Raw genomic sequence first — 23,597 nt, forward strand, 5'->3', positions numbered from 1 at the left:
GTCACGCGGCCGCGGTCAAGCCGCCGGCCTGTTCGATGAATGTTGCGATCGCATCCACGCCGATGCCGCCGCGAATGTTGCTGAAGACGTAGGGACGCCGGCCGCGCATGCGCTTCGTGTCCTCTTCCATGATGCCGAGATCCGCGCCCACATGAGGCGCGAGGTCGATTTTATTGATCACCAGGAGATCCGATCGGGTAATACCGGGGCCGCCTTTGCGTGGGATCTTCTCGCCGCCCGCCACGTCGATGACATAGATCGTCAGATCGGCAAGCTCCGGTGAGAACGTCGCGGACAGATTGTCGCCGCCCGATTCCACCAGCACGATGTCGAGGTGGGGAAACCGGCTGCGCATGGTAGCGATTGCCGCCAGATTGATGGACGCATCCTCACGGATTGCCGTGTGCGGGCATCCGCCCGTCTCGACGCCCATGATGCGCTCCACCGGAAGCGCGCCCGCCACCGTCAGGAGGCGCGCATCCTCCTTCGTGTAGATGTCGTTTGTGATCGCGCAGATGTCGTAGCGTTCGCGGAAGATCTTGCAGAGCGCTTCCATCAGTGCCGTCTTGCCGGAGCCGACCGGTCCGCCGATGCCGACGCGAAGAGGTCCAGTATGGGATGTCATGAGCGGAAAAGCCTCGTGTATTGGTTTTCGTGATGGAAGGAGCCCAGATCCGCCCGGAAGGTCGAGCCGCCGACATCGTCGAGCGACAGGCCGATGGCTTCCTGGACAACGGCCCGTACGGTCGCCGCCAAGGCCGCACAGACGCGAATGCCTGCGGTCTGACCGATCGGAGCCAGCCGAATGGCGGCGGAGACGAGCGTCTGGACAAGCCCGAAGAGATAGGCGTCCGACGTCATCGCCGAAGGGACGCCGTGTGCCGCCGCCGTCATGCCGATGGCGACCGGATAAGCCACCGCGCCTTCGAGAGTTATCAATCGCGGCGAGGGCCATGCGGCGAGAGTCGCGTCCAGAAAGCTTCGTCCCTGCTGGCTCGTCTCGAGATACAGCTCGGCGGACGGGGAGAGCGCCAGCGCCAGCTGGTTGACGGCCCCGAGAGCCTGGGCATCCCCCCGTTCGGCCGTCCTGTGGGCATGGCTCAGCAGGATCACGTCGTTGCGGCCGAAACCGAGCGTCAGCATCTCGGTCAGCCAGGCGACGAGGGTCTTCTCATCCGTCACATCCCCGGCCTCGACAGCCCATTCAAGCGTGTGTGAATAGGCATAGCAGCCGACCGGATAGGACGGTGACAGCCAGGCGAAGAGGGGCAGGATAGCCTGCTCCTCTCCCGCCGAAATCGCCCCCCTGCGAGCCTCATCCATGGCCGTCTCCATGGGAATGATGGTGCGGGTCCCTGCCATGCTCATGATGGTGATAGGCCCCTCGCACGGGACGGAATGGACGCTCTACGATTTCGGTCGTCGCCCCCAGTCCCTGCAGCATGTCAAGCAGAACGTGGTCATAGGCGATGTAGATCGCGTCGCGCGCGATCTCGGCGGGCACGTGGCGGTTGCCGATGTGCCAGGCGAGAGTCGGCAGATCGAGGGGATCGTCAGTCCTGACCGCGATCAGTCTCTCAGGCGCGGCCCGGACCCGTACGAGCCAGCCGCTGTCGAGCCGGATCGCATCGCCGTCTTCCAGGACATCGGCCTTGCCGAGATCGAGCAGGAACGCGGTACCGCCATCGGCATGGAGCACGATACGCCGCCGGTGGCGGTCGCCGTGATCAAGGGTGATGATGTCGACGATGCGATCCTCGTCGACGGCTTCGCGGCGGATGATGGATGTGGCGTGAATCATGTCAGAACAGGAAATAGCGTTGAGCCATGGGTAGGATCGTGGCCGGTTCGCAAACCAGCAATTCACCGTCGGCGCGGACATCGTAGGTTTCGGGATCGACTTCGATGAGCGGCGTCGCGTCGTTGAGCACCATGTCCTTCTTGCCGATGCCGCCGCGGACATTCTCGACGGCGACGAGTTGCTTCTGAACGCCCAGCTTTGCGGCAAGCCCGTTCTCGACGGCCGCCTTCGACACGAAGGTGAGCGAGGTCGATGCCAGCGCCCTGCCATAGGCTCCGAACATGGGACGGTAATGCACCGGCTGCGGCGTCGGGATCGAGGCGTTCGGGTCACCCATGAGGGCCGCCGCGATGGCGCCCCCCTTGAGCACGAGATCGGGCTTCACCCCGAAAAAGGCCGGTGTCCAGACGACGAGATCCGCGAGCTTTCCGATCTCGACCGAGCCGACATGCTTCGCTACGCCATGAGCGATGGCGGGGTTGATCGTGTATTTCGCCACATAGCGGCGGGCGCGGAGATTGTCGTTGTCTCCAGTCTCGCCGGGAAGCGGCCCGCGCTGGACCTTCATCTTGTGCGCCGTCTGCCACGTGCGGATGACGACCTCGCCGACGCGGCCCATCGCCTGGCTGTCCGAGGACATCATCGAGAGCGCACCGATGTCGTGAAGGATATCCTCCGCAGCGATGGTCTCCTTGCGGATGCGGCTTTCCGCGAAGGCGAGATCCTCCGGAATCGACGGGTCGAGATGGTGGCAGACCATGAGCATGTCGAGATGCTCGTCGATGGTGTTCACCGTATAGGGCCGCGTCGGATTGGTGGAGGACGGCAGGACATTGGGAAGTCCCGCCACCTTGATGATGTCCGGTGCGTGCCCGCCGCCCGCTCCTTCCGTGTGGAAAGCGTGGATCGTACGTCCCCTGAAGGCCGCAATCGTGTCCTCGACGAAGCCCGACTCGTTGAGGGTGTCCGTGTGGATCATCACCTGCACGTCATAGGCATCCGCGACTGAAAGGCAGCAATCGATTGCGGCGGGCGTGGTGCCCCAATCCTCGTGCAGTTTCAAAGCGCAGGCTCCTGCCCGAATCATCTCCTCCAGGGCGCCCGGCTTCGACGCATTGCCCTTGCCCGTGAAGGCCAGGTTCATGGGAAAGGCATCAGCCGCCTCGATCATCCGGGCGATGTGCCAGGGGCCGGGCGTGCAGGTGGTGGCGAAGGTGCCCGTGGCGGGACCGGTGCCGCCGCCGAGCATCGTCGTGATGCCCGACATCAACGCCTCTTCGATCTGCTGTGGGCAGATGAAGTGAATATGCGAGTCGAAACCGCCGGCCGTGATGATCTTGCCTTCGCCCGCGATGATCTCCGTGCCGGGGCCGATGACGATATCGACGTTCGGCTGCACATCCGGATTGCCGGCCTTGCCGATGGCCGCGATCCGGCCGCCCCTGATGCCGATATCGGCCTTTACGATACCCCAGTGGTCGAGAATGACCGCGTTGGTGACGACCGTGTCGACCGCGCCGTCGGCCCGGGTCGCCTGCCCCTGCCCCATTCCGTCGCGGATCACCTTGCCGCCGCCGAATTTCACCTCCTCGCCGTAGGTGGTGAAATCCTTTTCGACCTCGATCACGAGCGAGGTGTCCGCGAGCCGGATCCGATCGCCCCTGGTCGGGCCGAACATGTCCGCATAGGCCGCGCGGGGAAGAGAGGCCGGCTTTCTCGCATTCGACATCAGAGCGCCCCCATCACGCCTTGGCGGAACCCATAGACCTCGCGCTTGCCGGAGAGCGGCACCAGCACGACTTCGCGGGTGGACCCGGGCTCGAACCGCACCGCGGTGCCGGGCGCGATGTCGAGGCGCATGCCACGTGCCTTTTCGCGGTCGAAGGCCAACGCCGGATTGGTCTCGAAGAAATGATAATGGCTGCCGACCTGGATCGGCCTGTCTCCCGTGTTGGCGACACTCAGCACGATACGCTCCACGCCTTCGTTGAAGACGATCTCGCCGTCCGGCGTCACGACGTCGCCCGGAATGTCCGTGGAGGCCGCGCCCCTGATCGGGCGATGGACCGTGACCAGCTTGGTTCCGTCCGGAAAAGTGGCCTCGACCTGGATGTCGTGGATCATCTCGGCCACGCCTTCCATGACCTGATCGGCGGTGAGCACATGCGCGCCCGCCTCCATCAGCTCGGAGACGGAGCGGCCATCGCGCGCACCCTCCACCACCGTGTCGGTAATGAGGGCAATGGCCTCCGGATGGTTGAGCTTCACGCCGCGCTCCAGGCGGCGCCGGGCCACCATGGCGGCCATGGCGATCAGGAGCTTGTCTTTTTCACGGGGTGTGAGTTGCATCTTTCAACCCTAGCTGAGCCAGACGCGCGGCAAGGGTCCGCCGCGAAAGGCGAGAAGGAACGGGCAGACGGAGACGCGCAGAGCCTCCACCGTCCCGGCGCAGAATCGCACGGCGAGAATGCCGTTCCAGGCACTCGCGGCGGTATCGCAGCCATGGCCGGAGGAGAGAATGTCGCGCGCGGCCTCGAGGCGCGCCTCGGCGTCCGGCGCGAGATGGATCAGCGTCGCCAAGGCGCGAGCCCCCTTTGCCACGCTCGGCTTCTGCAGCAAATCGGCAATCGGACCGTCGAGCCGCAGCGTATCGGCGTAAACCACACGACCGTCCCGCCGAATGCGCCAGCGATCTTCGAAGAAGCCGTTCGCGATCCGCTCCGCATGCGCCTCGCGGCCGAAGACGACGGCTTCGAACAGGGTCAGGTGCGCATCCCCCGCCATGTCGGCCTCCAGGCGCCGGGCGAGCCGGGCCCGATCGAACAGGATGGTTTCCTGCGGAAGCCATTCCAGGTGCGAGCCCGCGCCCGCCGAGAGACTGACGGACAGCTCTGCGACCGGACCATCGGAGCGATAGACCTTCTCGGCGGCTGCCGTTGCGACCGTCACCGCAGCTCCCCCCTGCGCCTCGATTGCCACGGCGAAGCGATCTCCGCAGGCGATGCCGCCGGCCGTGTTGACGAGAACGGTCTCGATGCCGGGGCCAGGCACCTTCGGCAACCTGATCCTCATGGAGCCGCTTTCCTGAATGCGCATCGGTCGGGTGCGCCCGCCCAGCAGCGCGGCGCTGAACGCCACCCGTCCATCGGCGCGCTGCCGCTGGCGGTTGCCGGCCCGGGACACGCCATCAAATGGCCAAGCGTTGACGTACATCGTCGCCCTCGAGTGCCGCACGGCCGCCCTGCTGGACGATCTCGCCCCGCTCCATAACCACGAACTGATCCGCAAGCTCGCGGGCGAAATCGAAATACTGCTCGACGAGCAGGACAGCCATGTCCTTCCGCTCGCGCAGGTAGCGGATGGCGCGCCCGATATCCTTGATGATCGAGGGCTGGATGCCTTCGGTAGGCTCGTCGAGCACGAGAAGACGGGGGCGCATCACCAGTGCGCGCCCAATGGCGAGCTGCTGCTGCTGACCGCCTGACAGGTCGCCCCCGCGCCGCCCCAGCATGGGCTTGAGAACCGGAAAGAGTTCGAAGACCTCTTCCGGTATCGTCTTCGCGCCGCGCCTGAGCGGTGCAAAGCCGGTCTCCAGGTTTTCCCGCACCGTGAGGAGGGGAAAGATCTCCCTCCCCTGCGGGACATACGCGATCCCGCGGCTTGCGCGCTCGAACGGTTTCAGGCGTGAGATGTCCTGTCCCTCGAAGCGGATCGCGCCGCCGGAAATCGACTTCTGGCCTGTGACGGCGCGCAGCAGCGATGTCTTGCCCCCGCCGTTGCGGCCGAGAACGCAGGTCACCTCCCCGACGGAAGCCGTCAAGGAAACGCCGTGCAAGGCCTGAGCCCCGCCATAGTGCAAAGACAGGTTTTCGACTGTGAGCATCGTCATCGGCCCAGGTAAACCTCGATCACGCGCTCGGTGGCGCTCACTGCATCCAAAGACCCTTCGGCCAAAACCGAACCCTCATGCAGGCATGTGACCTTCACGCCGAGATCCCGTACGAAAGTCATATCGTGCTCCACCACGACCACGGCCTGAGTCCTGGCGATATCGCGCAGGAGGTCGGCCGTGTCGGCCGTTTCCTGATCGGTCATTCCGGCCACCGGCTCGTCGATCAAAAGGAGCTTGGGCTGTTGCGCCAGCAGCATGCCGATCTCCAGCCATTGCTTCTGACCATGGGACAATTCCCCGGCCCTGCGATGGCGATGGTGCGTGAGGCGCACGCGTTCCAGAAGAGAATCGATCCTCTCGCGCTCCTGCGCCGTGCGGTGCGACAGCAAGGTGGCGAAGGGGCCACGCTTCTCCTTGAGAGCCAGCAGCAGATTGTCCTCCACGCTGTGCCTCTCGAACACGGTCGGCGTCTGTAATTTCCGGCCGATGCCGAGTTCCGCGATGGCTGCCTCATCGAGGGAAGTCAGATCGTGAGATCCCTCGAACAGGGCTCTTCCCTCGTTGGGCTTCGTCTTGCCGGTGATCACGTCCATCATGGTGGTCTTGCCGGCCCCGTTCGGGCCGATGATGGCGCGCATCTCCGCATGATCGACGGCCAGCGAGAGCGCATTCAGGGCTCGAAAACCGTCGAACGAGACCGTGACGTTGTCGAGATAGAGAAGCGCCGGGGTCATGGGTGCCGTCATGGCTCACTCCGCCGCCTGGGAGAGTGGCGGGGGAGGCCGGCGGGAGGCGAGCCATCGGCTCACCTGCTTCCCGATATCCCCGGCAGCCCCAAGGATCCCGCGGGGCATGAAGAGCGTCACGAAGACGAAAAGGCCCCCGAGAGCAAAGAGCCAGAGCTCCGGCAGGGCACCCGTGAACCAGGTCTTGCCGGCATTGACCAGCAGTGCGCCGAGAATGGCTCCGGCGAGCGTCCCGCGTCCGCCGACGGCCACCCAGATCACGATCTCGATGGAATTGGCGGGGGCGAACTCGCCCGGATTGATGATCCCGACCTGCGGCACGTAAAGCGCACCGGCGATGCCTGCCAGCATGGCCGAGAGCGTGAACACGGCGAGCTTGTAGTGCTCGACCCGATAACCAAGAAATCTCGTACGGCTTTCGGCATCCCGCATGGCCAAGAGCACCTTGCCGAATTTCGAGTTCACGACCCATCGACACAGCAGATAGCCGCAGGCCAGCGCCGCCACCGAGAGCACGAACAGGACGATGCGGGTCGAAGCCGATTGAAGCGGAAACCCCAGGATATCCTTGAAGTCGGTCAGTCCGTTATTGCCGCCGAAGCCCATGTCATTGCGAAAGAACGCCAGCATCAGGGCAAAGGTCATGGCTTGTGTGATGATGGAGAGATAGACGCCGGTCACGCGGGAGCGGAAGGCGAACCAGCCGAAGATGAACGCGAGAGCGCCCGGGACGATGAGCACCATGAGAGCCGCGAACGGGAACCAGTCGAAGCCGTGCCAGAACCACGGAAGCTCCTTCCAGTTCAGGAACACCATGAAATCGGGGAGGATCGGGTCGGCATAGACCCCACGCGGACCGATCTGGCGCATGAGGTACATGCCCATGGCATAGCCTCCGAGAGCGAAGAAGGCTCCATGCCCGAGGGAGAGAATGCCGCAGAAGCCCCAGATCAGATCGACCGACAGCGCCAGCAGGGCAAAGCACGCGTATTTGCCGAGCAGAGGCACCAGATGGTCCGACAGATGCAGGGCCGATCCGGGAGCCGCCAGTCCGTTCATGACAGGCACCAGGACGGCGGCGGTGGCAAGGAGCGGCAGGACGACGATGCTTTGCCGATCAGGCAGGATTTGTGTCTTCATGCTTCGACCGCTCTTCCTTTCAGCGCGAAGAGCCCGCGCGGACGGCGTTGGATGAAAAGGATGATGCCGACGAGAAGGATGATCTTGCCGAGCACCGCGCCCGCATACGGCTCGAGGAGCTTGTTCGCGATGCCCAGTGTCATCGCGCCGACGAGCGTGCCCCAAAGGTTGCCGACGCCGCCGAACACGACCACCATGAAGCTGTCGATGATGTAGCCCTGCCCGAGATTGGGGCTGACATTGTCGATCTGGGAGAGTGCGACCCCGGCAATGCCCGCGACGCCCGATCCGAGGCCGAAGGCCAGAGCGTCGATGCGGCTGGTCTTGATGCCCATCGATCCCGCCATGCGCCGGTTCTGCGTGACGGCACGCACATGGAGTCCCAGGGAGGTATATCGCAGAACGAGCTGCAGGACGGCGAAGACTAAGATGGCGAAGACCACGATGGCGATACGGTTGTAGGTAAGACTTAAGCCGCCCATCTCCAGCGCCCCGCTCATCCAGGCAGGGGCTCCCACCTCGCGGTTCGACGGCCCGAACAGCGTGCGAACGGCCTGCTGTAGGATGAGGGACAGGCCCCACGTCGCCAATAGGGTTTCCAGGGACCGCCCATATAGGAAGCGGATGACGAAGCGCTCGATCAGAATGCCGACCGCGCCTGCAACCAGGAACGCGAGCGGCAGCGCGATGAAAAGCGAAGCCTCGAACAGGCCGGGCGCATGGGTGCGAATGATCTCCTGCACCACGAACGTCGTGTAGGCTCCGAGCATGACCATCTCGCCATGGGCCATGTTGATGACGCCCATCGTGCCGAACGTGATGGCAAGACCGATGGCGGCGAGCAGCAGCACCGACCCGAGGGAGATCCCGTACCAGATGTTCTGAACGGCATTCCAGAGTTCGAGCCGCGTACGGATACTCTCCACGGCCCGTGTCGCCTCCGCTGCGACGTCCGACCGGATTCCCGGCGGCAAGCTGGACAGGAGAGCGAGCGCCTCCTGATCCCCGCGCTCTTTCAAGATGGCAACGGCGCCGAGGCGATCGGCGGCCGATGCATCGGCCTTGTTCAGGAGAATGGCCGCCCGCGCCGTCTGGAGAGCCTCCCTCACGTCTGGTGAAGTCTCCTGCGCCATCGCCTTGTCGAGCGCCGGGAGGGCAGAAGCATCGCGGGAGCGGAAAACCGCCCGTGCCGCTTCGAGTCGCGTCCCGGCATGAGTGCTGAGGAGCGTCAGGTTCCCGAGCGCGGCCTCAACGGCGCGGCGAACCCGGTTGTTGATCCGGACCGGCTTGAGGCTGCCCGCACTCGCACCCGATATCTGCCCCGTCGCGGCATCGACATGGGCGCCGGATCCATCGCGGATGACAACCCGCCCGGCCCCCACGAGAAGCCGACCGTCTCTCAATGCCTCGACGACCTGAAGAGACAAGGGATGACCGCTGCTCGCGACAGCCGCGATGGCTGCTTCCGTGTCTGCGTAACTGTCGCCGGCGAACTTCGGCAACGCGTCCTCGTAAGGCCCGGCCATTGCGCCCGCGCTCATGCCTGTCAGCAGGACGATAATCCAGAGAATGTTGCGCAAAATGATCATGAGGAACGTCAAATCGAGAGCGATCGAGGGCAGCCGCTGCGGCTGCCCTCATGGAGCAATCGTTCAGGCGCCGCACTTCTTGGTAACGGTGTTGTAATTGCCGCACTTGAGGGTCTTCCAGTCGGCAATCAGGTCCTTCGAGCCGTCGAGAAACTTGGACCAGGCATCGCCCGGAACGAGAGCATCGGTTTGCGACACGGTCTCGAACTGGCCATCCTCCTTGATCTCGCCGATGAGCACCGGCTTCGTGATGTGGTGGTTCGGCAGCATCTCGGACACACCGCCGGTGAGGTTCGGGACCTGCACGCCGACGATGGAGTCGACCACCTTGTCCGGATCCGTCGTACCGGCCTTCTCGACCGCCTTGACCCACATAGTGAAGCCGATCACATGCGCTTCCATCGGATCGTTGGTGACGCGCTTGTCGTTCTTGGTGAAGGCCTTCCACTTCTCGATGAAAGCCTTGTTGTCGGGCGTATCGACAGACTGGAAATAGTTCCAGGCGGCCAGGTGGCCGACGAGAGGCTTCGTGTCGATGCCGGCAAGCTCCTCTTCACCCACCGAGAAGGCCACAACCGGAATGTCCGTGGCCTTCACGCCCTGGTTCGCGAGTTCCTTATAGAAGGGCACGTTGGCATCGCCGTTGATCGTCGAGACGACCGCCGTCTTCCTGCCGGCGGAACCGAATTTCTTGATGTCGGCCACGATGGTCTGCCAGTCGGCATGTCCGAAGGGTGTGTAGTTGATCATGATGTCCTCGGACTTCACGCCCTTGGACTTCAGATAGGCTTCGAGGATCTTGTTGGTCGTGCGCGGATAGACGTAATCCGTGCCGGCGAGAATCCAGCGCTCGACCTTCTCTTCCTTGGCCAGGTAGTCGACGGCCGGAATGGCCTGCTGGTTAGGGGCGGCGCCTGTGTAGAACACGTTCCGCTCGCTCTCCTCGCCCTCGTATTGGACGGGGTAGAACAGGATGCCGTTCAGTTCCTTGAACACCGGAAGCACGGACTTGCGCGACACGGATGTCCAGCACCCGAACACAGCCGCGACCTTGTCCTTGCTGATCAGCTCGCGCGCCTTTTCGGCAAAGAGCGGCCAGTTGGAAGCCGGATCGACCACAACGGCTTCGAGCTTCTTGCCCAGCAGACCGCCCTTCTTGTTCTGCTCGTCGACGAGCATCAGCATGGCATCCTTCAGGGTGGTCTCGCTGATCGCCATGGTGCCCGACAGCGAATGGAGAATCCCGACCTTGATCGTTTCCTCCGCCCTTGCGGCTCCCGTCGTGGCGCCGGAGACCGATGCTGCCGCCGTGAGCGCCAGCAGAGTTCTACGCGTCGTATTCAAAATCGACATAGGTCCTTCTCCCTTGCCTGCCCTGTTTCAGGTGCAACATGGGCTCACGGAGCAAAAACCGTGCCAAGGCCGTCGGCATAAGGGCCCCATCGCGGAAGAAAGGCCGAAGGGGCGCAACGGCAAAAATGGATCTGCTCAGAAAAGCGGCGAAAGATGAAATTGAAGGCGAGCGCAGCACTGTTGCATTCTTTGCGGAGAAGCGTCAGCTCATGGGATGAACCGGCCGTGCCGACCGGCGCATCCTTCATAAGGGGCGCCCGCACGGGGATCCGAGCCATGCCTACAGCTCCGCTTCAGCACGTTTCGACGCCTGGCATCGACATCGACAAGAACTGCTTCCACTTGATCGGGCTCGATGCCCGAGGTGTCATCGTCCCGCACCGGAAGCTCTCGCGCGGGCAAGTTGAGGCGCGGCTCGCCCACATGCCCTCCTGTCTGGCCGGCCTGGACGGCTGTGGGGGAGCCATCATCTCAGTCGTGAATTGCTGGCCCTTGGCCCGATGTGAAAGCCACATCCCGGCGCAGTTCGTGAAGTCGTTGCGCAAAAGCTCCAAGAACGACTTCGGCGATGCCGAAGCCATTGACGACGCGGTGCTCCGCCCCACTATGCGCTTGTGCCTGCACAAACCGGTTCAAGGTCCGTCACGCCGATACGGAGAGCGAGCAATGCCTTGGTCGGATCCTGATCCGGATGAAGGCGGAGGTCTGACGGCGCGATGGCGCGGGCTCTATCGGCAGATCTGGCGGCAGACGAAACTGGAACAATCTGATCAAGTTCTACCGTTCGCTGAGCACGGTCACGGTGCGCTATGCGCTGTTGGCCGATGCCATCCGGTGACAAAAGTCCCACGGCCGATTGCTTCGGCACCCTGCCGTGGTTGCGCCTGGCGCATCGTGCGAAAAAGTGGATCCGGTTTGTCGCAGAAACGATGCGCTAGAGATCGTTGCTTTGCGGCAGGATGACGAGATCGCGGATGGTCACGGTCCTGGGCCTCGTGAGCATGAACAGGACGGCCTCGGCCACCTCGACGGGCTGCATCAGGCCGCCGGCCGCCAGTTCGGCGTCGAGCTTCTCCTTCGGCCAATCCTTGATGAGGGCCGTCACCACGGGGCCGGGAGCGACCGCTCCGACGCGCAGTCCGTGCGGAGCGACCTGCCGCCGGACCGTGTGCACGAAGGCCTGCACGGCGTGCTTGGAGGCGGTGTAGATCGGCTCCCACACGACCGGGACGAGGCCCGCGATGGAACTCGTCACGATGATGTCGCCGGTCCTGCGCTCCACCATGTGGGGCAGCACCGCATGCACGCAGCGGAACACGGCGTTGATGTTGAGATGGAGCATGCGGTCCCAGGCATCGGGATCGCCCTTCAGGATCTCGCCGCCGATATAGGAGCCGGCATTGGCGTGGAAGATGTCGAGCTGGCCCGTGCGGTCGAGGATCTGGGGCATCATGCGCGCGACGCTGGCCGGATCGGTCACGTCGACCCGCAGGGGAATGGCCTGCGGCCCGAGCTCCGCGCCGACCGCTTGCAGGGCCGCTTCGTCCCGGTCGACCAGGACCACCCGAGCGCCCTCGGACAGCAGGATCCGGGCGCATTCGAGGCCGATGCCGGACGCCGCTCCGGTGATCGCCGCGACTTTTCCAGACAGTTTTCGGCTCATGGCTTTTCCTTAATTCTATTGACGAAACTCGCCCGGCTTGTGCGGCCGAGCACTATGTTCTTTCACTTCATTCACCGGCGCACCGTTCGCGCGAGACGGGGGATGTCACCGAGTACCGGCTCCCACGACCCCACGATGCACGCCCCTGCCCGCCCGGGTGCCGACGAACGACAACAAGGATCAACCTTTGGTGTCCGGATAGACGTGAGCGAGAGCCGGATCGAATGAAAACTCGACGGCGTCGCCGTAGGGGATCTCGATGTCTCTGGGAACCACGGCGACCACCCGTTCGCTCGATGGGGTTTCGAAGCTGACGATCGTCTCCGTACCAAGCCGCTCGACCAGGGAAACCGTGCCTGTGACACGCCCCTCGTCCGCTCTCGCGGTGCCGCGCGCGAGGTACTGAGGCCTCACACCCAACACAACGTTCTGGCCCACTGAGAATCCCCGGCTCCTGACCGTGATGGGTGAGATCGCGTCCGATCCGACCGTGATGGCGTCGCCGCTGACGCCGAGGACCCGCGTGGTGAGAAAGTTCATCTTCGGCGAGCCGATGAAGCCCGCGACGAACTGATTGACTGGATTCTTGTAGAGCGCGATCGGGGAGCCGATCTGCTGCACCACGCCGCCCTCGAGAACCACGATCTTGTCCGCGAGCGTCATCGCCTCGACCTGATCATGGGTAACGTAGATCATCGTGGCGCCCAGCTCGCGATGCAGCTTCGCCAGCTCCATGCGCATGTCCACGCGAAGCGCCGCATCGAGGTTCGAGAGCGGCTCGTCGAAGAGAAAGACCCCCGGCTTCCTGACGATCGCCCGCCCGATGGCCACGCGCTGCCGCTGTCCCCCGGACAACTGGCTAGGCTTGCGGTCGAGCAGATGCTCCATCTTCAGAATGCGGGCCGCTTCTCGAACCCGCCGATCCAGCTCGGGCTTGGGTGTCTTGCTCAGCGACAGGCCGAAACCCATGTTCTCGTATACGGTCATATGCGGATAGAGCGCGTAGGACTGGAACACCATGGCGATTCCCCGGTCGCGCGGCTCAACATCGTTGCAGAGCCGATCGCCGATGTAGAGTTCGCCCCCGGAAATCTCTTCCAGACCCGCGATCATCCGCAGGAGCGTTGACTTGCCGCAACCTGACGGTCCGACGAACACGACGAACTCGCCATCCTTGATATCGATGTCGACTCCTTTGATGATGTTGACGTTTCCGAAGCTCTTTCTGAGCCCGACCAGACGGAGACCGGCCATGCTTCCTCCCAATCCTTATGATGTTCTCACAGCGTCAAGGCTGTTGCCTGAAGGGCCTCGAACGCGCGGAGGCGACACCCCTTGCAAGGCTGCGATCTCCCCTGTGACAGGCTCGTACCGCTGGTCGCCCATAGGTTCTCCTTGAGCCAGAGACGATTTTGCGTTTCCATCTCGGGCGAGATCCGGCCGCCCCCATACGCCAAGGATGCTGTGACCGGCCGACGGGCAGCGGCTCGCCTCCTGGCCCCAGGACGACCGGGGAGCAGGTCGCATCGAGTCCGATTCCGGCGATGTCCTCGGCCGTCAGGCGCGCGGCGGTCGAGGATGCCGGCGCGGGCACTCCCGGTGTCCGCGCCGAGGCCAATGAGGGACTTGGCCACTGAGGTTCAAGCCTGCTCGAGGACCGCCTCGCTGCCCTGTTCTTCCTTGCTGCGCAGGTACACGCCGTGTTCGCGCTGCTGGCGCCGCAGCTCCTCGACATCGATGTCGGCCGGGCTCCTGTTGCCTCTCACGGAAATCTTGGCAGCTCGGCCTGCGGCCTCGCCCATGGCCATGCACGTCGCCATGACACGGATGGCCCCCATGGCCTCGTGCGTCGCGGAGATGCTGCGACCGGCAACGATCAGATTGTCGACCTTGACCGGGACCAGGGAGCGGTAGGGGATGTCGTAGCAATCGCCACACCAGATCAGCGTGCAGCCGTCATCCGCCGGGCGATGGATGTCGATAGGATAGCTCGCAACCGCGATGGCGTCATCGAAGTGCCGGCAACCCAGCACGTCCTCCTGCGTCATGACGTACTGACCGAGGATCCGCCGGGTCTCGCGAATGCCGATGAAGGGCGCCGTCTTCGTGAAGCGCGCCTTCTCGAATCCTGGAACGTAATTCACGAGATAGGTGACGATGTCGTCGATCTGCCGCCGACCCTCGATCTCGCCCATCGTCAGACTCTCGGCACTCGTCCCGTCGACCCCCTTCACACGGGTCATGTTGATCCAGACCTCGCCCTCGCGTAGGCCCGTGATAATGATGGTGCGCTCGTTGGGGATCTTGAGACCCATCTCCGTCTGCGCTTTCGCGATGAGCTCGCGCAGGCCGACGATGATGAATTGGTGATTCTGGCCGAAATACTCAGCAGGGATGAAATCGGTGAGATACGTGCGGGCGCCCTTAGGTTGATCGGCGATGCTCATGCGGAGCTTCTCGGTGTCGACACCCGCCAGGCAGAACATCAGGGTCGGAGGCTGCATTCCGCCGTTCTCGTTGCCCTTCTCGCAGGGCACGCCCGCACGGTAGGCCACGTCGGCGTCGCCTGTGCAATCGATCACGACCTTAGCCATGATGGCGCCGCGGCCGCTCTTGCTCTCGGTGATCACGCCGGTGATCCGGCTGCCGTCCATCACCACGCCGGCGCAGAACGTATAGAATCTCACGTCGACGCCGGCCTCGGTCAACATCTCGAGCGCGACGGTCTTGACCGCCTCCGGCTCGACGAGGGTGATGCCCATATGCAACGGGCAAGGCCGGTGCTCGCTCGCGCCGTCGCGGGCCTTCAGGCGATCGATGAACTTTTGCGGAAGTCCCTCGATGATCTGGTTGCCTTTCTGGCCGAGGAAGCCCAGGACCGGCAGGCCGATCGTCATGTTGCCGCCGACGAAGCTGCGGCTCTCGATCAGGCCCACCCGCAGGCCGTCTTCGGCGGCGGCGAGGGCCGAGGTAAGCCCGGCCGGTCCACCGCCGACGACGAGTACGTCGTATTCGGCGAGAATGGGAGTCGTGCGGGCGGGCTCCGGGATGGAGCGGGCTGTCGGGGTCGTCATTGGTTTCGTCTCTTTCTGGTTAAAACCTTAGCGGTCACTTCGAGGGCGCGGTCGCGGCCACGCCGGGATGCGTGGGGGCGGGCGACAACGCGTCCGGCCCCATTGAGCGATCAGGCGGGGAGCAGCGGCTTGATACGCGACGAGATGCTCGCAACCGCCTCTGCGACCGGCTTGCGACCGAGCACGGCAAGCTGAACCTCCTCGAGGAAGATCGTTTGGGCGCGGGCAGCCTCGGGGAACGGCGGGAATGCCCCGCGTGCATTCGCGAGGGCCGCGGCCTCCACGGCCGCTACAGGATTCTTGCTTGCGAATGCCTCGTCCTTGTAGGTCGAGATTCGAACCGGGCCGTTGCCGTTGCTGGCCATGCCGAGCGTAGCCCGCCTGCTCGACACTTCCTGGATGAACTTCCACGACAAATCCTTGTCGCGCGAGTTCGCCGGAATGACCATGCCCCATGACTCGACGACCGAGGCCATCGGAATCTTGCCGTTGAGATCTGCCGAAATCGGAAACTCGACAGCCTTGATCTTTCCGGGAAACTTGCTCTGCTCCGGATTGTTGAGCTGGGCAGAACGAGCGAATGGCAACACCGTGAAGGCCGCGCGGCCTTGCTGGATCCAGGTGACCTGATCATCGTTCTTGGTCGTCGCATAGCTGCGGGGCAGCGCCCCGGAGTCAAACATCGACTTGAGGACCGTCAGCGCCTTCTCCATGGCCGCCGGGTTCGGGAGCAGTTCGAACTTTCCGGTCAGGAAATCGCCCCCGAAGGCGCGGGCGAACATGACCGGGAAGACGGCGAGGTCGCTTGCCAGGACCATACCGGACACGCGCGTGCCGCTCTTCGAGGTGAAGGTCAGCTTGCTCGCCTGCTCAACTAGTTCCTCAAGAGTCTTCGGCGGCGCCGTAATCCCCTGCTCTTCGAGCAGCGCCTCGTTGTAGAAGAGGCCCTGGGTGGCATGGCGAACCGGAATGCCGATCAGCTTCCCGTCGACGGTCATGCCCTGCACAAGCCCCGGCGCAATGTCGTCGAAGGCCTCGATCGGTTCCTTCTTCAGATAGGCGTCGAGTGGCTCGAACATGGCGGCGATCTGACGGGTCGGTCGATTGTCGACCATGTAGCCGACATTGAACTCCGTCGACGCCAGGCTCGCCTCGCGGAAGAGACGGTCCTGAAGCGGATTGGAGTCGAAGGTCGTCCAGACGATATCGGTGTCGTTGACCGAGCGCCAATTCTTGAGGAGGTCGGCATCACCCGAGCCAATCACCGTTTGGTGAACCTTGTGGCTCAGGACGTTCAGAGTTTTTCCCGCCGCGAAGGATCGCCCGGCGGCAAGGACAGCGGCGCCGCCGATGGCAGTGCCCAGGAAATGGCGTCTCGTAAGGTGCTCGGGTAACTTGGCTGACATGGTTTCCTCCCTTTTCAGCTCTTCGGGCTAGCCTTTTGTCGCACCGGCCGTAAGGCCGGCCACGAGGTATCGGTTCATCACGACGACGAACAACAACACGGGAATGAGCTGGATTGTCGACGCGGCGAAGAGGACACCCCAATCGACGCCGTCGATCGATCCGATCATCTCGGAGATGACGAGCGGCGCGGTCTTCGCCTTGGTCGCCGTGAAGATGAACGCGAACAGGAACTCATTCCAGGCGAAGACGACAACGAACACCGCGACCGCGAGGATGCCCGGCGCCGCGAGCGGCACGATGATCCGGCGCAGCGTGACCATCCGTGTGGCACCGTCGATCTGCGCCGCCTCGTCGAGTTCCCGGGGGATCTGGTCAATGAAAGTCCGCATCAGCACTGTGCCAAGTGACACGAAGAAGGTGGCATAGAGGACGATCAGGACGAAATGAGTGTCGTTGAGCCCGATGGCGTTGATGATCGGAAAGAGCGGCAGCGTCACCACGATCGGCGGGATCAGACGCACGATGATCAGGAAGAGTACGCTGGCATTCAGAAAACGGCTGCTGTAGCGCGAGTAGACGTAGCCGGCGCTCGTGCTCGCCACAATAGCCAGGATCGTTGCCCCGGCTGTGATCACCGTGCTGTTGAATAGCCCCTGGAAGAACGTTCCCCAGTCGGACAGAAGCGTGCCGTAATGCTGCAGGGTCGGCGTGAATACCAACTTCGGCGGCACAGCGAAGATGTCCTGCCCGGGCTTGAAGGCGGACATGAAGATGAAGGCGATCGGGAAGAGCGACCAGACCAGGATCGCGGCGACGGCCACGGCTTTTCCGACCCCGATGAGAACCTTGTCAATGCGCATTGCCGACCACCTGCTTGCGAAGAAGGAACACGTAACCGGCCGCAAGGAGCAGGGAAGCGACCACCATGATCCAGGCGGTGGCGGCTGCCGTTCCGAAGGAATTGAAGCGGAAGGCTTCCTGATAGAGATAGACCGCGACCACCTCGGTCGACCGCGCGGGCCCGCCCTGGGTCATCAGCCAGACTTCCGAGAAGATGCGGAAGGCGAAGATATAGCGGAACAGGAGCGCCACCACGATCGCCGGACCGAGCAACGGCATCGTCACGCGGCGGAACGCATCGTAAGCGGTCGCGCCATCGATGCGCGCGGCTTCGTAAAGATCCTTCGGGATGGCGAGCCGTGCGGCGTAGAGGATGATGAACGTGAAGGGCAGATGCAGCCAGATCGTCAGCAGGCCGATCATGACGAGCGCGTGCGACGGCTCGAAGGACCAGTCGAGAACCGGAAGACCAAGGGACGACAGGGCGATGGTGATCGGCCCGACATCCAGATCGAACAGGAAGCGCCACATGGCCACGGCGATCACCTCGCTGACCGCATAGGGAGCGAGAACCGCCACCAGAAGGACGCGCCGGAACGGCAACCCGCTGGCGAACAGGAGCGCCATTGCGAGCCCCAGGGCGAGTTCGAGATGGACGGCGAAGACCACGATCAGGACCGTATTCCACAAGGCGTGCAGGAATCCGGGATCGGTCAGGGTACGGACGTAATTGTCGAAGCCCACGAATGTCGGCGATTGCCCAAAGGTCGACGTGTTGAGGCTGAGCCACACGACGTACAGCGATGGAATCACGATAACGCTGAGGATCAGAATGTGCACCGGCGCCAGAAAGGGCGCTGCCGGGACAACGGACTTGGTCTTCGCTTGCAAAATGTTCCTCCCGTTCGGGCGCGTTATTGCCGGCGCATTCATGCGTGACGCCTGGTGCCGACCTCCCTGCTGGGACGTCAGCTCTTGTATTCGGTCTCCGGATCGTGCGGAAAGCCGGACCCGCTTTCCGCGCGATCCCTTAAGCGGTGGTCTTCAGACGCTCCTTTGCTGGGGTGCGGGGGCGACGACCCGGCTTCGCGATGCCCTTATCTGAGCCATCCGAAGCCGGTGGAGCGATCCTGCGCACGGAGGCGCGTTGCTCCAGGCTCGCGTGCAGGATGGTGGGAAACGACGGCGACTCGTTGCCCTTCATTCGCAACGTCAATCGGCTCCAAGCGGCGCCGGCGATCTCGCCGACGGGTTGCCGGATCGCCGTGAGAGAGGTCTTGCGCGCACTCATCCAGGGGTAATCGTCGAATGCGATCAGCGAGACCTGCTCAGGAACCTCGATGGAGCGCCTAGCGAGGGTTGTGAGAACTGCCAGCGTCGTCACGTTCGTGAGGGCAAGGACAGCCGATGGAACCGGATTCTCCTCCAGCCATCCGGCGAACGCCTTAGCGCCCCGTTCAGCATTTGAACCTACCTCTACGGCGATCGGATCCCTGACGCCACGCTCGCGGGCTGCAGCCGTCGCGCCTCGAATGCGCTCGCGGATCGGCGCAATACTGAGGTGGGAGGCTGCCAGTGCGATCTCGGTATGGCCCATATCGAGCAAGTGACGGACGGCGATGTGGCCGGCTTCGAAATTATCGATGGTAACGGTGTCGGCCACAGCCGATTGCGCGATGACGCGGTCGACGAGAACCATCGGGAGCCGGCTGGCTTCACGGGAAAGGATCGTCGGAACATGGTTGGAACATGGAACGGCGATGATTCCCGATGGCCGCCATCCCAGCAGCGTCTGCAATCGCGATTCTTCGAGCTCTCTCTCATCGCGGGAACTGGCGACAATGACATCGTAGCCGTCCTCCTGCGCCATCACCTCAAGGTGCGAGATGAGGGATGTGAAGAACGTATCGTCGAGATCCGGCACGAGCACGCCGACCACCCGAGCCCGCCCGGAGCGCAACTGCGAGGCAGCACGGTCGACTTGATAGGAAAGCTCTTTGGCAGCCTCCTCGACCCTTGTCCGCAACTCGGCATTCACCGGTTTGCGCCCGCTGAAAACGTTGGAAACCGTGGCGATCGATACGCCCGCACGGGTCGCGACTTCCTTCAGCGTGGCTCGTTTCAGATGGGTCATCGCCGGAACTGTTAAACGTTTAACTGTAAAACGTTTAACAGGAGGCCCTCTTTTACGCAATTACCACTAAAGACCTATGGCGGGGACTTGTGGGGTCTGTCGCAGCTTCCGAGCGCCGGCAGAAAGATCTTAGCCCGATGCGCCTTCGCTCATGCGGCGAGTCGCTCGAGATGATCACAACGCGATAATCGCTCGCGCCGGGCATGCTTCGCCTGCCCCATTCGCATCGCGTGAACCATTTCGACGCCGTCGCGTACGGCACAAGCGCTGTTCATCGCATTGAACCCCATCATCGGACGAACCGGCCGCTCGATGCCTCGATGGTCCTGTTCGAAGCAATTATCGAGATTGCACTTTGCCGGCTGCGGATGGGCTTTCAGATTTCGCCGGGATCAATTCTGGAGACTACTTGTTGGCGGTGACGACCGGCGCGGTCCGATGGCCGAGCCAAACCCAATCCATGCTGTCGGTCCCCTCGCGTTTCACATAGCTGTAGCCGGTCTCCTGCCAGGACAGAACGGCGTCGTTCTTGTTGTCGAGGATGAAGTCTCCGTAATCCGTGCGAACCATCAACACGGCGTGCCCGGCGCCCTCCTCATCCATCACGACCGTCATCCGCAGGGCTCGCCGCGGCAGACCTGCATCGACCAGGAGCTTGCGCTTGAGCAATTGAATGTCCTCACAATCGCCAAGCCCATCGTCCGGATAGTCCCAGCGGTCTGCCACACCCCAGTGATCCTGATCGGTGATAGGGAGGATCGCTTTGTTGACCTCGTCGTTGATCTGCTGGATCCTGTTCCAGGTCCGCTGATCGAGCGGGATTAGGTCAGGTTCGGCGAGATCGACCACGCATTCTTCGGGAAGCCGTTCGCAGAACTCTATCCATGCAGGGGTCGGACCCGCCTGACCGGCTGACGGGAGGGCTGTCCGAACTGAAGCAAAAAGTGACTGAGGCGCGGCGGAAACGGGTCCAGCGCCCCAACCGGCAAAAAGGGCGGCAAGAAAAAGGCTCATCCACGTCACCCGATGAGCCGCTCGTCGCATATCTGAGGTCACCAAGCTCCGCAGATGGCCCCGCTTCATATCCGCACCCGCTCACTTCGATTTTGTCTTTTCAAGCTGTCAGGGGGGCAAGCAAAGGGCAAGGTGGATTCATGAGCCCGCAATCAGAGAGCGGAAGACTGTTGAGATCCGGTCACACCACCACGGGGGTACCATATCGGAATGTGATTGGCCGCACCGGAGCTTCTCTCACGGGACTGCGCCGTTGCCTCACGGGCGATCTTGAGCGCTGCGCAGTCGCGACCGATGTCCAAGAGCGCAACGGAACTTCATGAGACGCAAATTGCCAAGAGATGAAGGAATGATCAATCGACTACTCGAAGAAGCCCAAGTCCCATCACCTCGACTTCCACCTTGCGCCACATCGGCCATTTCGTCACTTCGTCGGGATGCGAGCGACACCACGCGATGAAAACCGGTTCGTTCAAGGTGCTGGGAGGATCGAGTAAACCGCCCTGCTCCCGTGCGGGCAGCTCACCCAAGGCCTGTATGTCGAGACCGTCCAGGCCTGGCCAGCTTCCCTCCGGATACAACGCAAGCGCATCCGCCAGCGCCTGCGCCACGGCCTGCGCCCGGTCTTCCGATAGATCCCTGTTGTAGGGATCATGCTCGCCCCTTGGTTGTGGGCCGGCGGGCCCCTCGGGAGAGGCGTATCCTTTCACGGAAATGCGGGCTCGCGGATGAAGGAGCACCGCAAGACCCAGAGCCGCGAAGATCTCGATGTTGTCGCGTCCTTTCATCATCCATCCCTTGTCCACGGTTTGCCCACGCGCTTGGACAATCGTCGAGAGGCTGAAGTCATCCCGTTCGAACCAGGCACTCGTGCCCCTCAATGACTGAACGTCATCGTCGCCATAGACGAGCGGCTTCGGACGAAGAGGATCGGGGGTCGGATTGGCGCGTCCGGCGCTACCCGTCCAGACACGCCCGTATCCGATGCGCAGGCTTATCAGTTCCTTGATGTTGGCCTGAAGGCGGCCCAGTCCATCGGCAAGCGGCATGCTTTCCTTTTTGAAGCCGCTGAGGGCGTCCCAGGCCTTTCGGGCATCCTCTAATGAATCCGTTGCCTTTAAACCCGCGCCGAGTGCCGCCTTGCCCTTTTCCACCACGCCGCTCCCGAGCGTCGGCAGCTCCGTTACCGAGCCCCAGACCTCCATGTCGTTGCGCCTGGGCAAGGTCATCCAGAGAAACCCGCTGCCAGCCGGCGCAATTGCAGCGACATTTCCGAGAGATACCTTCGGCAGCACCGTTGCGTTTACAAAATGGAGATACCCGCCTCCAAAATCCGCGTAGGTCAGATCTGTCGATGCAATCTGCAGCGCGACCGTGGGCGGCTTGCCGCTCCCTCTGATGCCGAACGAAACGACACCCACGGTGTGAAGAGCTGTGGCGGAGGCCTTCCCGGTCAGATCGATCTCTTCGATGAGGCGCTTGACCTTGGGAAGACCGCTGATGGTATCCACACCAGGTGAGCCATCCTTCGTCTCGAGCTCGACAATTTGCCGGGCGACTTTCATATCGAACAGAGCGACCGTAGGTTCGCCTGGAATTGGCAGTGTGACCTTTAGCAGGTCGGCCTGGGGAAGGAATCCCGGCAAGGGGACTTTCGATTCCTCGAAGCTGACCACGTAGCGTACGTTTCGGGATGGATCGACGATAACGGGGAAAGTGCCGACTTTTGCGACGGGCCGCAGAAAATCGGGTGCGCTGCCCGGCGCCTCCAACAGCTCCTCTGCAATCATATCACAGTAGATCTCGTAGTAACTGCGCTCGAGCCTGCCTGCAGCCGTCAGTGTCACTTTGGTGCCGAGTTGGGCTTGAGCGACGATCAGATCGCGTATTTGGCTCCTGTGCATGGGCAGGTTCAGCCGAAGAATGGTGCTGTGAACGTCGATAAGGCTCCGCAGCACGCGCTCCCGAGCAACCGCCTTGATCTGCGTGCCGATGCCGGTCTGCCATTGCTCGATGGTCGAATCAACAGCCGGCCGCTGGGATGAAGGCGTATCGAAGACATTGAATTCCGTGATTGGCACGATGTTCTGCAGCAATTTCCGTATCCAGCGGCTGGGAAGCGGCGCTACGTGATGCGCGATCAAGGCGCCGCGAAGCGGCTCAGCCTGCTGTCCTATGACGGCCCACGGAATGCGAGCCACCGTCGAAACACGTTCCAATCGCTCGAAGACTTGGCTCGGCGTGTCGGAGAAGATGATGCCTGCGGTAGTCCATTCCCGGCGATCGGGCGCAGGCGTTGGCGTCGCCTGACCGAGCACCTTTGGATAGGGCTTCTCGCGCTCCAATACCAGATAGCCTTGACCACTCTCTAGCGCTTGTGGACGAGCTTCGCCTGCACTCCCTGCCGGCCAGAATGGCTGATCGAGATCGTTGAACTCGCCGCGGCAGACGGGCTTGCGCGACCACTCGATCGGCACGAAGCATCGATCCCTGCCATCAAGGCGCAATCGATGCTCCTCGATCCAACCGATGAACATGCCGACCCCAATTCGAGTCGATGCTTCGAGCCCACGTGCCCGGCAGGCCGTCTCGAATCCTCGAGTATCGCCCTTGCGGGAAGGCAAGCTAACGACCTCGGAGACATTCGGTATCGCATCATCCGTGGCGCTGAACCAACCAACAAGCCAGTGACCGGCCTGATTGATTTGAAGGCTGAACGGCGAGTTCTCGTCCGCCTTGCGTGGTACCCCCTCATGAAAACCGGTGAGCTTGACCAGCCCGCCCGCGACCCACACCCGGCGCTCTTTCGGTCGCGCAAGCTCACGCACGACGGTTGGCAGAACGGTGCCCGTACTGCTACTCTTGTGATGCGGCGACAGGGCCGGCTTCGCAGGCTTCTCGATCCGCGGCGTTTGCGGCATGGCGGGGTGAGGTATGCCAGGTC

Annotated in this window: 21 protein-coding genes and 1 pseudogene; all 22 read right to left on the bottom strand. The window is 62.9% G+C overall.

What is annotated here, in order from left to right; all coding sequences use genetic code 11:
• Position 1: 1 nt before the first annotated feature.
• The 22 genes and pseudogenes from ureG to RE429_RS27800 all read right to left on the bottom strand — a co-directional run bounded on the left by ureG (position 2) and on the right by RE429_RS27800 (position 23,574).
• Positions 2–625 (bottom strand): urease accessory protein UreG, encoded by a 624-nt coding sequence (ureG, locus tag RE429_RS27695; RefSeq protein WP_414474926.1) that lies wholly within the window; start codon positions 623–625, stop codon positions 2–4.
• Entirely contained in the window at positions 622–1,323 is a 702-nt protein-coding gene (locus RE429_RS27700; RefSeq protein ID WP_414474927.1) for an urease accessory protein UreF, read from the bottom strand. Before RE429_RS27700 ends, ureG begins: the two co-directional genes overlap by 4 nt.
• Positions 1,316–1,801: an urease accessory protein UreE gene (locus RE429_RS27705; RefSeq protein WP_414474928.1), complete on the bottom strand. Its 486-nt coding sequence runs from the start codon at positions 1,799–1,801 to the stop codon at positions 1,316–1,318. The genes RE429_RS27700 and RE429_RS27705 overlap by 8 nt, the downstream gene beginning before the upstream one ends.
• Before the next feature lies 1 nt (position 1,802).
• Complete coding sequence (gene ureC / locus RE429_RS27710) at positions 1,803–3,530, bottom strand: urease subunit alpha (RefSeq protein WP_414474929.1); 1,728 nt, start codon at positions 3,528–3,530, stop codon at positions 1,803–1,805.
• On the bottom strand, positions 3,530–4,150 hold the full coding sequence (locus tag RE429_RS27715; RefSeq protein WP_414474930.1) for an urease subunit gamma: 621 nt from the start codon (positions 4,148–4,150) through the stop codon (positions 3,530–3,532). The genes ureC and RE429_RS27715 overlap by 1 nt, the downstream gene beginning before the upstream one ends.
• 9 nt (positions 4,151–4,159) lie before the next feature.
• The gene (locus RE429_RS27720) at positions 4,160–5,014 is read right to left on the bottom strand and encodes an urease accessory protein UreD (RefSeq protein ID WP_414474931.1); all 855 of its coding nucleotides are present in this window, start codon (positions 5,012–5,014) and stop codon (positions 4,160–4,162) included.
• Positions 4,989–5,684: an urea ABC transporter ATP-binding subunit UrtE gene (gene urtE / locus RE429_RS27725; protein WP_414475957.1), complete on the bottom strand. Its 696-nt coding sequence runs from the start codon at positions 5,682–5,684 to the stop codon at positions 4,989–4,991. Before urtE ends, RE429_RS27720 begins: the two co-directional genes overlap by 26 nt.
• A gap of 2 nt (positions 5,685–5,686) precedes the next feature.
• Positions 5,687–6,439 carry an urea ABC transporter ATP-binding protein UrtD gene (gene urtD, locus RE429_RS27730; protein ID WP_414474932.1) on the bottom strand — a complete coding sequence of 251 codons (753 nt, stop codon included), beginning with the start codon at positions 6,437–6,439 and terminating at the stop codon, positions 5,687–5,689.
• 3 nt (positions 6,440–6,442) lie between these two features.
• Entirely contained in the window at positions 6,443–7,579 is a 1,137-nt protein-coding gene (urtC, locus tag RE429_RS27735) for an urea ABC transporter permease subunit UrtC (RefSeq protein WP_414474933.1), read from the bottom strand.
• Positions 7,576–9,168 (bottom strand): urea ABC transporter permease subunit UrtB, encoded by a 1,593-nt coding sequence (urtB, locus tag RE429_RS27740; RefSeq protein ID WP_414474934.1) that lies wholly within the window; start codon positions 9,166–9,168, stop codon positions 7,576–7,578. The genes urtC and urtB overlap by 4 nt, the downstream gene beginning before the upstream one ends.
• A gap of 63 nt (positions 9,169–9,231) precedes the next feature.
• Entirely contained in the window at positions 9,232–10,521 is a 1,290-nt protein-coding gene (urtA, locus tag RE429_RS27745; protein ID WP_414474935.1) for an urea ABC transporter substrate-binding protein, read from the bottom strand.
• 44 nt (positions 10,522–10,565) lie between these two features.
• On the bottom strand, positions 10,566–10,769 hold the full coding sequence (locus RE429_RS27750; protein WP_414474936.1) for a hypothetical protein: 204 nt from the start codon (positions 10,767–10,769) through the stop codon (positions 10,566–10,568).
• Between the two features lie 686 nt (positions 10,770–11,455).
• Positions 11,456–12,184 (bottom strand): SDR family oxidoreductase, encoded by a 729-nt coding sequence (locus RE429_RS27755; protein ID WP_414474937.1) that lies wholly within the window; start codon positions 12,182–12,184, stop codon positions 11,456–11,458.
• 180 nt (positions 12,185–12,364) lie between these two features.
• Positions 12,365–13,438 carry an ABC transporter ATP-binding protein gene (locus tag RE429_RS27760; protein WP_414474938.1) on the bottom strand — a complete coding sequence of 358 codons (1,074 nt, stop codon included), beginning with the start codon at positions 13,436–13,438 and terminating at the stop codon, positions 12,365–12,367.
• Positions 13,439–13,572: 134 nt separating this feature from the next.
• Positions 13,573–13,751: pseudogene (locus RE429_RS27765) on the bottom strand (ribulokinase); the annotation flags it as partial.
• A gap of 73 nt (positions 13,752–13,824) precedes the next feature.
• Positions 13,825–15,258: an FAD-dependent oxidoreductase gene (locus tag RE429_RS27770; protein WP_414474939.1), complete on the bottom strand. Its 1,434-nt coding sequence runs from the start codon at positions 15,256–15,258 to the stop codon at positions 13,825–13,827.
• 110 nt (positions 15,259–15,368) lie between these two features.
• On the bottom strand, positions 15,369–16,664 hold the full coding sequence (locus RE429_RS27775) for an ABC transporter substrate-binding protein (protein ID WP_414474940.1): 1,296 nt from the start codon (positions 16,662–16,664) through the stop codon (positions 15,369–15,371).
• Positions 16,665–16,691: 27 nt separating this feature from the next.
• On the bottom strand, positions 16,692–17,525 hold the full coding sequence (locus tag RE429_RS27780; RefSeq protein WP_414474941.1) for a carbohydrate ABC transporter permease: 834 nt from the start codon (positions 17,523–17,525) through the stop codon (positions 16,692–16,694).
• Positions 17,515–18,396 carry a carbohydrate ABC transporter permease gene (locus tag RE429_RS27785; protein WP_414474942.1) on the bottom strand — a complete coding sequence of 294 codons (882 nt, stop codon included), beginning with the start codon at positions 18,394–18,396 and terminating at the stop codon, positions 17,515–17,517. Before RE429_RS27785 ends, RE429_RS27780 begins: the two co-directional genes overlap by 11 nt.
• Before the next feature lie 139 nt (positions 18,397–18,535).
• Positions 18,536–19,699, bottom strand: coding sequence for a LacI family DNA-binding transcriptional regulator (locus RE429_RS27790; RefSeq protein WP_414474943.1), 1,164 nt, complete (start codon positions 19,697–19,699; stop codon positions 18,536–18,538).
• 345 nt (positions 19,700–20,044) lie between these two features.
• Entirely contained in the window at positions 20,045–20,488 is a 444-nt protein-coding gene (locus RE429_RS27795; protein ID WP_414474944.1) for a transglutaminase-like cysteine peptidase, read from the bottom strand.
• 518 nt (positions 20,489–21,006) lie between these two features.
• The gene (locus RE429_RS27800) at positions 21,007–23,574 is read right to left on the bottom strand and encodes a hypothetical protein (protein WP_414474945.1); all 2,568 of its coding nucleotides are present in this window, start codon (positions 23,572–23,574) and stop codon (positions 21,007–21,009) included.
• Positions 23,575–23,597 lie beyond the last annotated feature (23 nt).

The sequence above is a fragment of the Microvirga sp. M2 genome, from assembly GCF_047497095.1.
Classification (GTDB): Bacteria; Pseudomonadota; Alphaproteobacteria; order Rhizobiales; family Beijerinckiaceae; genus Microvirga.

Coding starts and splice junctions, on each gene's coding strand:
- ureG (WP_414474926.1), bottom strand. CDS start 625: ATGACATCCCATACTGGACCTCTTCGCGTCGGCATCGGCGGACCGGTC.
- RE429_RS27700 (WP_414474927.1), bottom strand. CDS start 1,323: ATGGATGAGGCTCGCAGGGGGGCGATTTCGGCGGGAGAGGAGCAGGCT.
- RE429_RS27705 (WP_414474928.1), bottom strand. CDS start 1,801: ATGATTCACGCCACATCCATCATCCGCCGCGAAGCCGTCGACGAGGAT.
- ureC (WP_414474929.1), bottom strand. CDS start 3,530: ATGTCGAATGCGAGAAAGCCGGCCTCTCTTCCCCGCGCGGCCTATGCG.
- RE429_RS27715 (WP_414474930.1), bottom strand. CDS start 4,150: ATGCAACTCACACCCCGTGAAAAAGACAAGCTCCTGATCGCCATGGCC.
- RE429_RS27720 (WP_414474931.1), bottom strand. CDS start 5,014: ATGTACGTCAACGCTTGGCCATTTGATGGCGTGTCCCGGGCCGGCAAC.
- urtE (WP_414475957.1), bottom strand. CDS start 5,684: ATGCTCACAGTCGAAAACCTGTCTTTGCACTATGGCGGGGCTCAGGCC.
- urtD (WP_414474932.1), bottom strand. CDS start 6,439: ATGACGGCACCCATGACCCCGGCGCTTCTCTATCTCGACAACGTCACG.
- urtC (WP_414474933.1), bottom strand. CDS start 7,579: ATGAAGACACAAATCCTGCCTGATCGGCAAAGCATCGTCGTCCTGCCG.
- urtB (WP_414474934.1), bottom strand. CDS start 9,168: ATGATCATTTTGCGCAACATTCTCTGGATTATCGTCCTGCTGACAGGC.
- urtA (WP_414474935.1), bottom strand. CDS start 10,521: ATGTCGATTTTGAATACGACGCGTAGAACTCTGCTGGCGCTCACGGCG.
- RE429_RS27750 (WP_414474936.1), bottom strand. CDS start 10,769: ATGAAGGATGCGCCGGTCGGCACGGCCGGTTCATCCCATGAGCTGACG.
- RE429_RS27755 (WP_414474937.1), bottom strand. CDS start 12,184: ATGAGCCGAAAACTGTCTGGAAAAGTCGCGGCGATCACCGGAGCGGCG.
- RE429_RS27760 (WP_414474938.1), bottom strand. CDS start 13,438: ATGGCCGGTCTCCGTCTGGTCGGGCTCAGAAAGAGCTTCGGAAACGTC.
- RE429_RS27770 (WP_414474939.1), bottom strand. CDS start 15,258: ATGACGACCCCGACAGCCCGCTCCATCCCGGAGCCCGCCCGCACGACT.
- RE429_RS27775 (WP_414474940.1), bottom strand. CDS start 16,664: ATGTCAGCCAAGTTACCCGAGCACCTTACGAGACGCCATTTCCTGGGC.
- RE429_RS27780 (WP_414474941.1), bottom strand. CDS start 17,525: ATGCGCATTGACAAGGTTCTCATCGGGGTCGGAAAAGCCGTGGCCGTC.
- RE429_RS27800 (WP_414474945.1), bottom strand. CDS start 23,574: ATGCCGCAAACGCCGCGGATCGAGAAGCCTGCGAAGCCGGCCCTGTCG.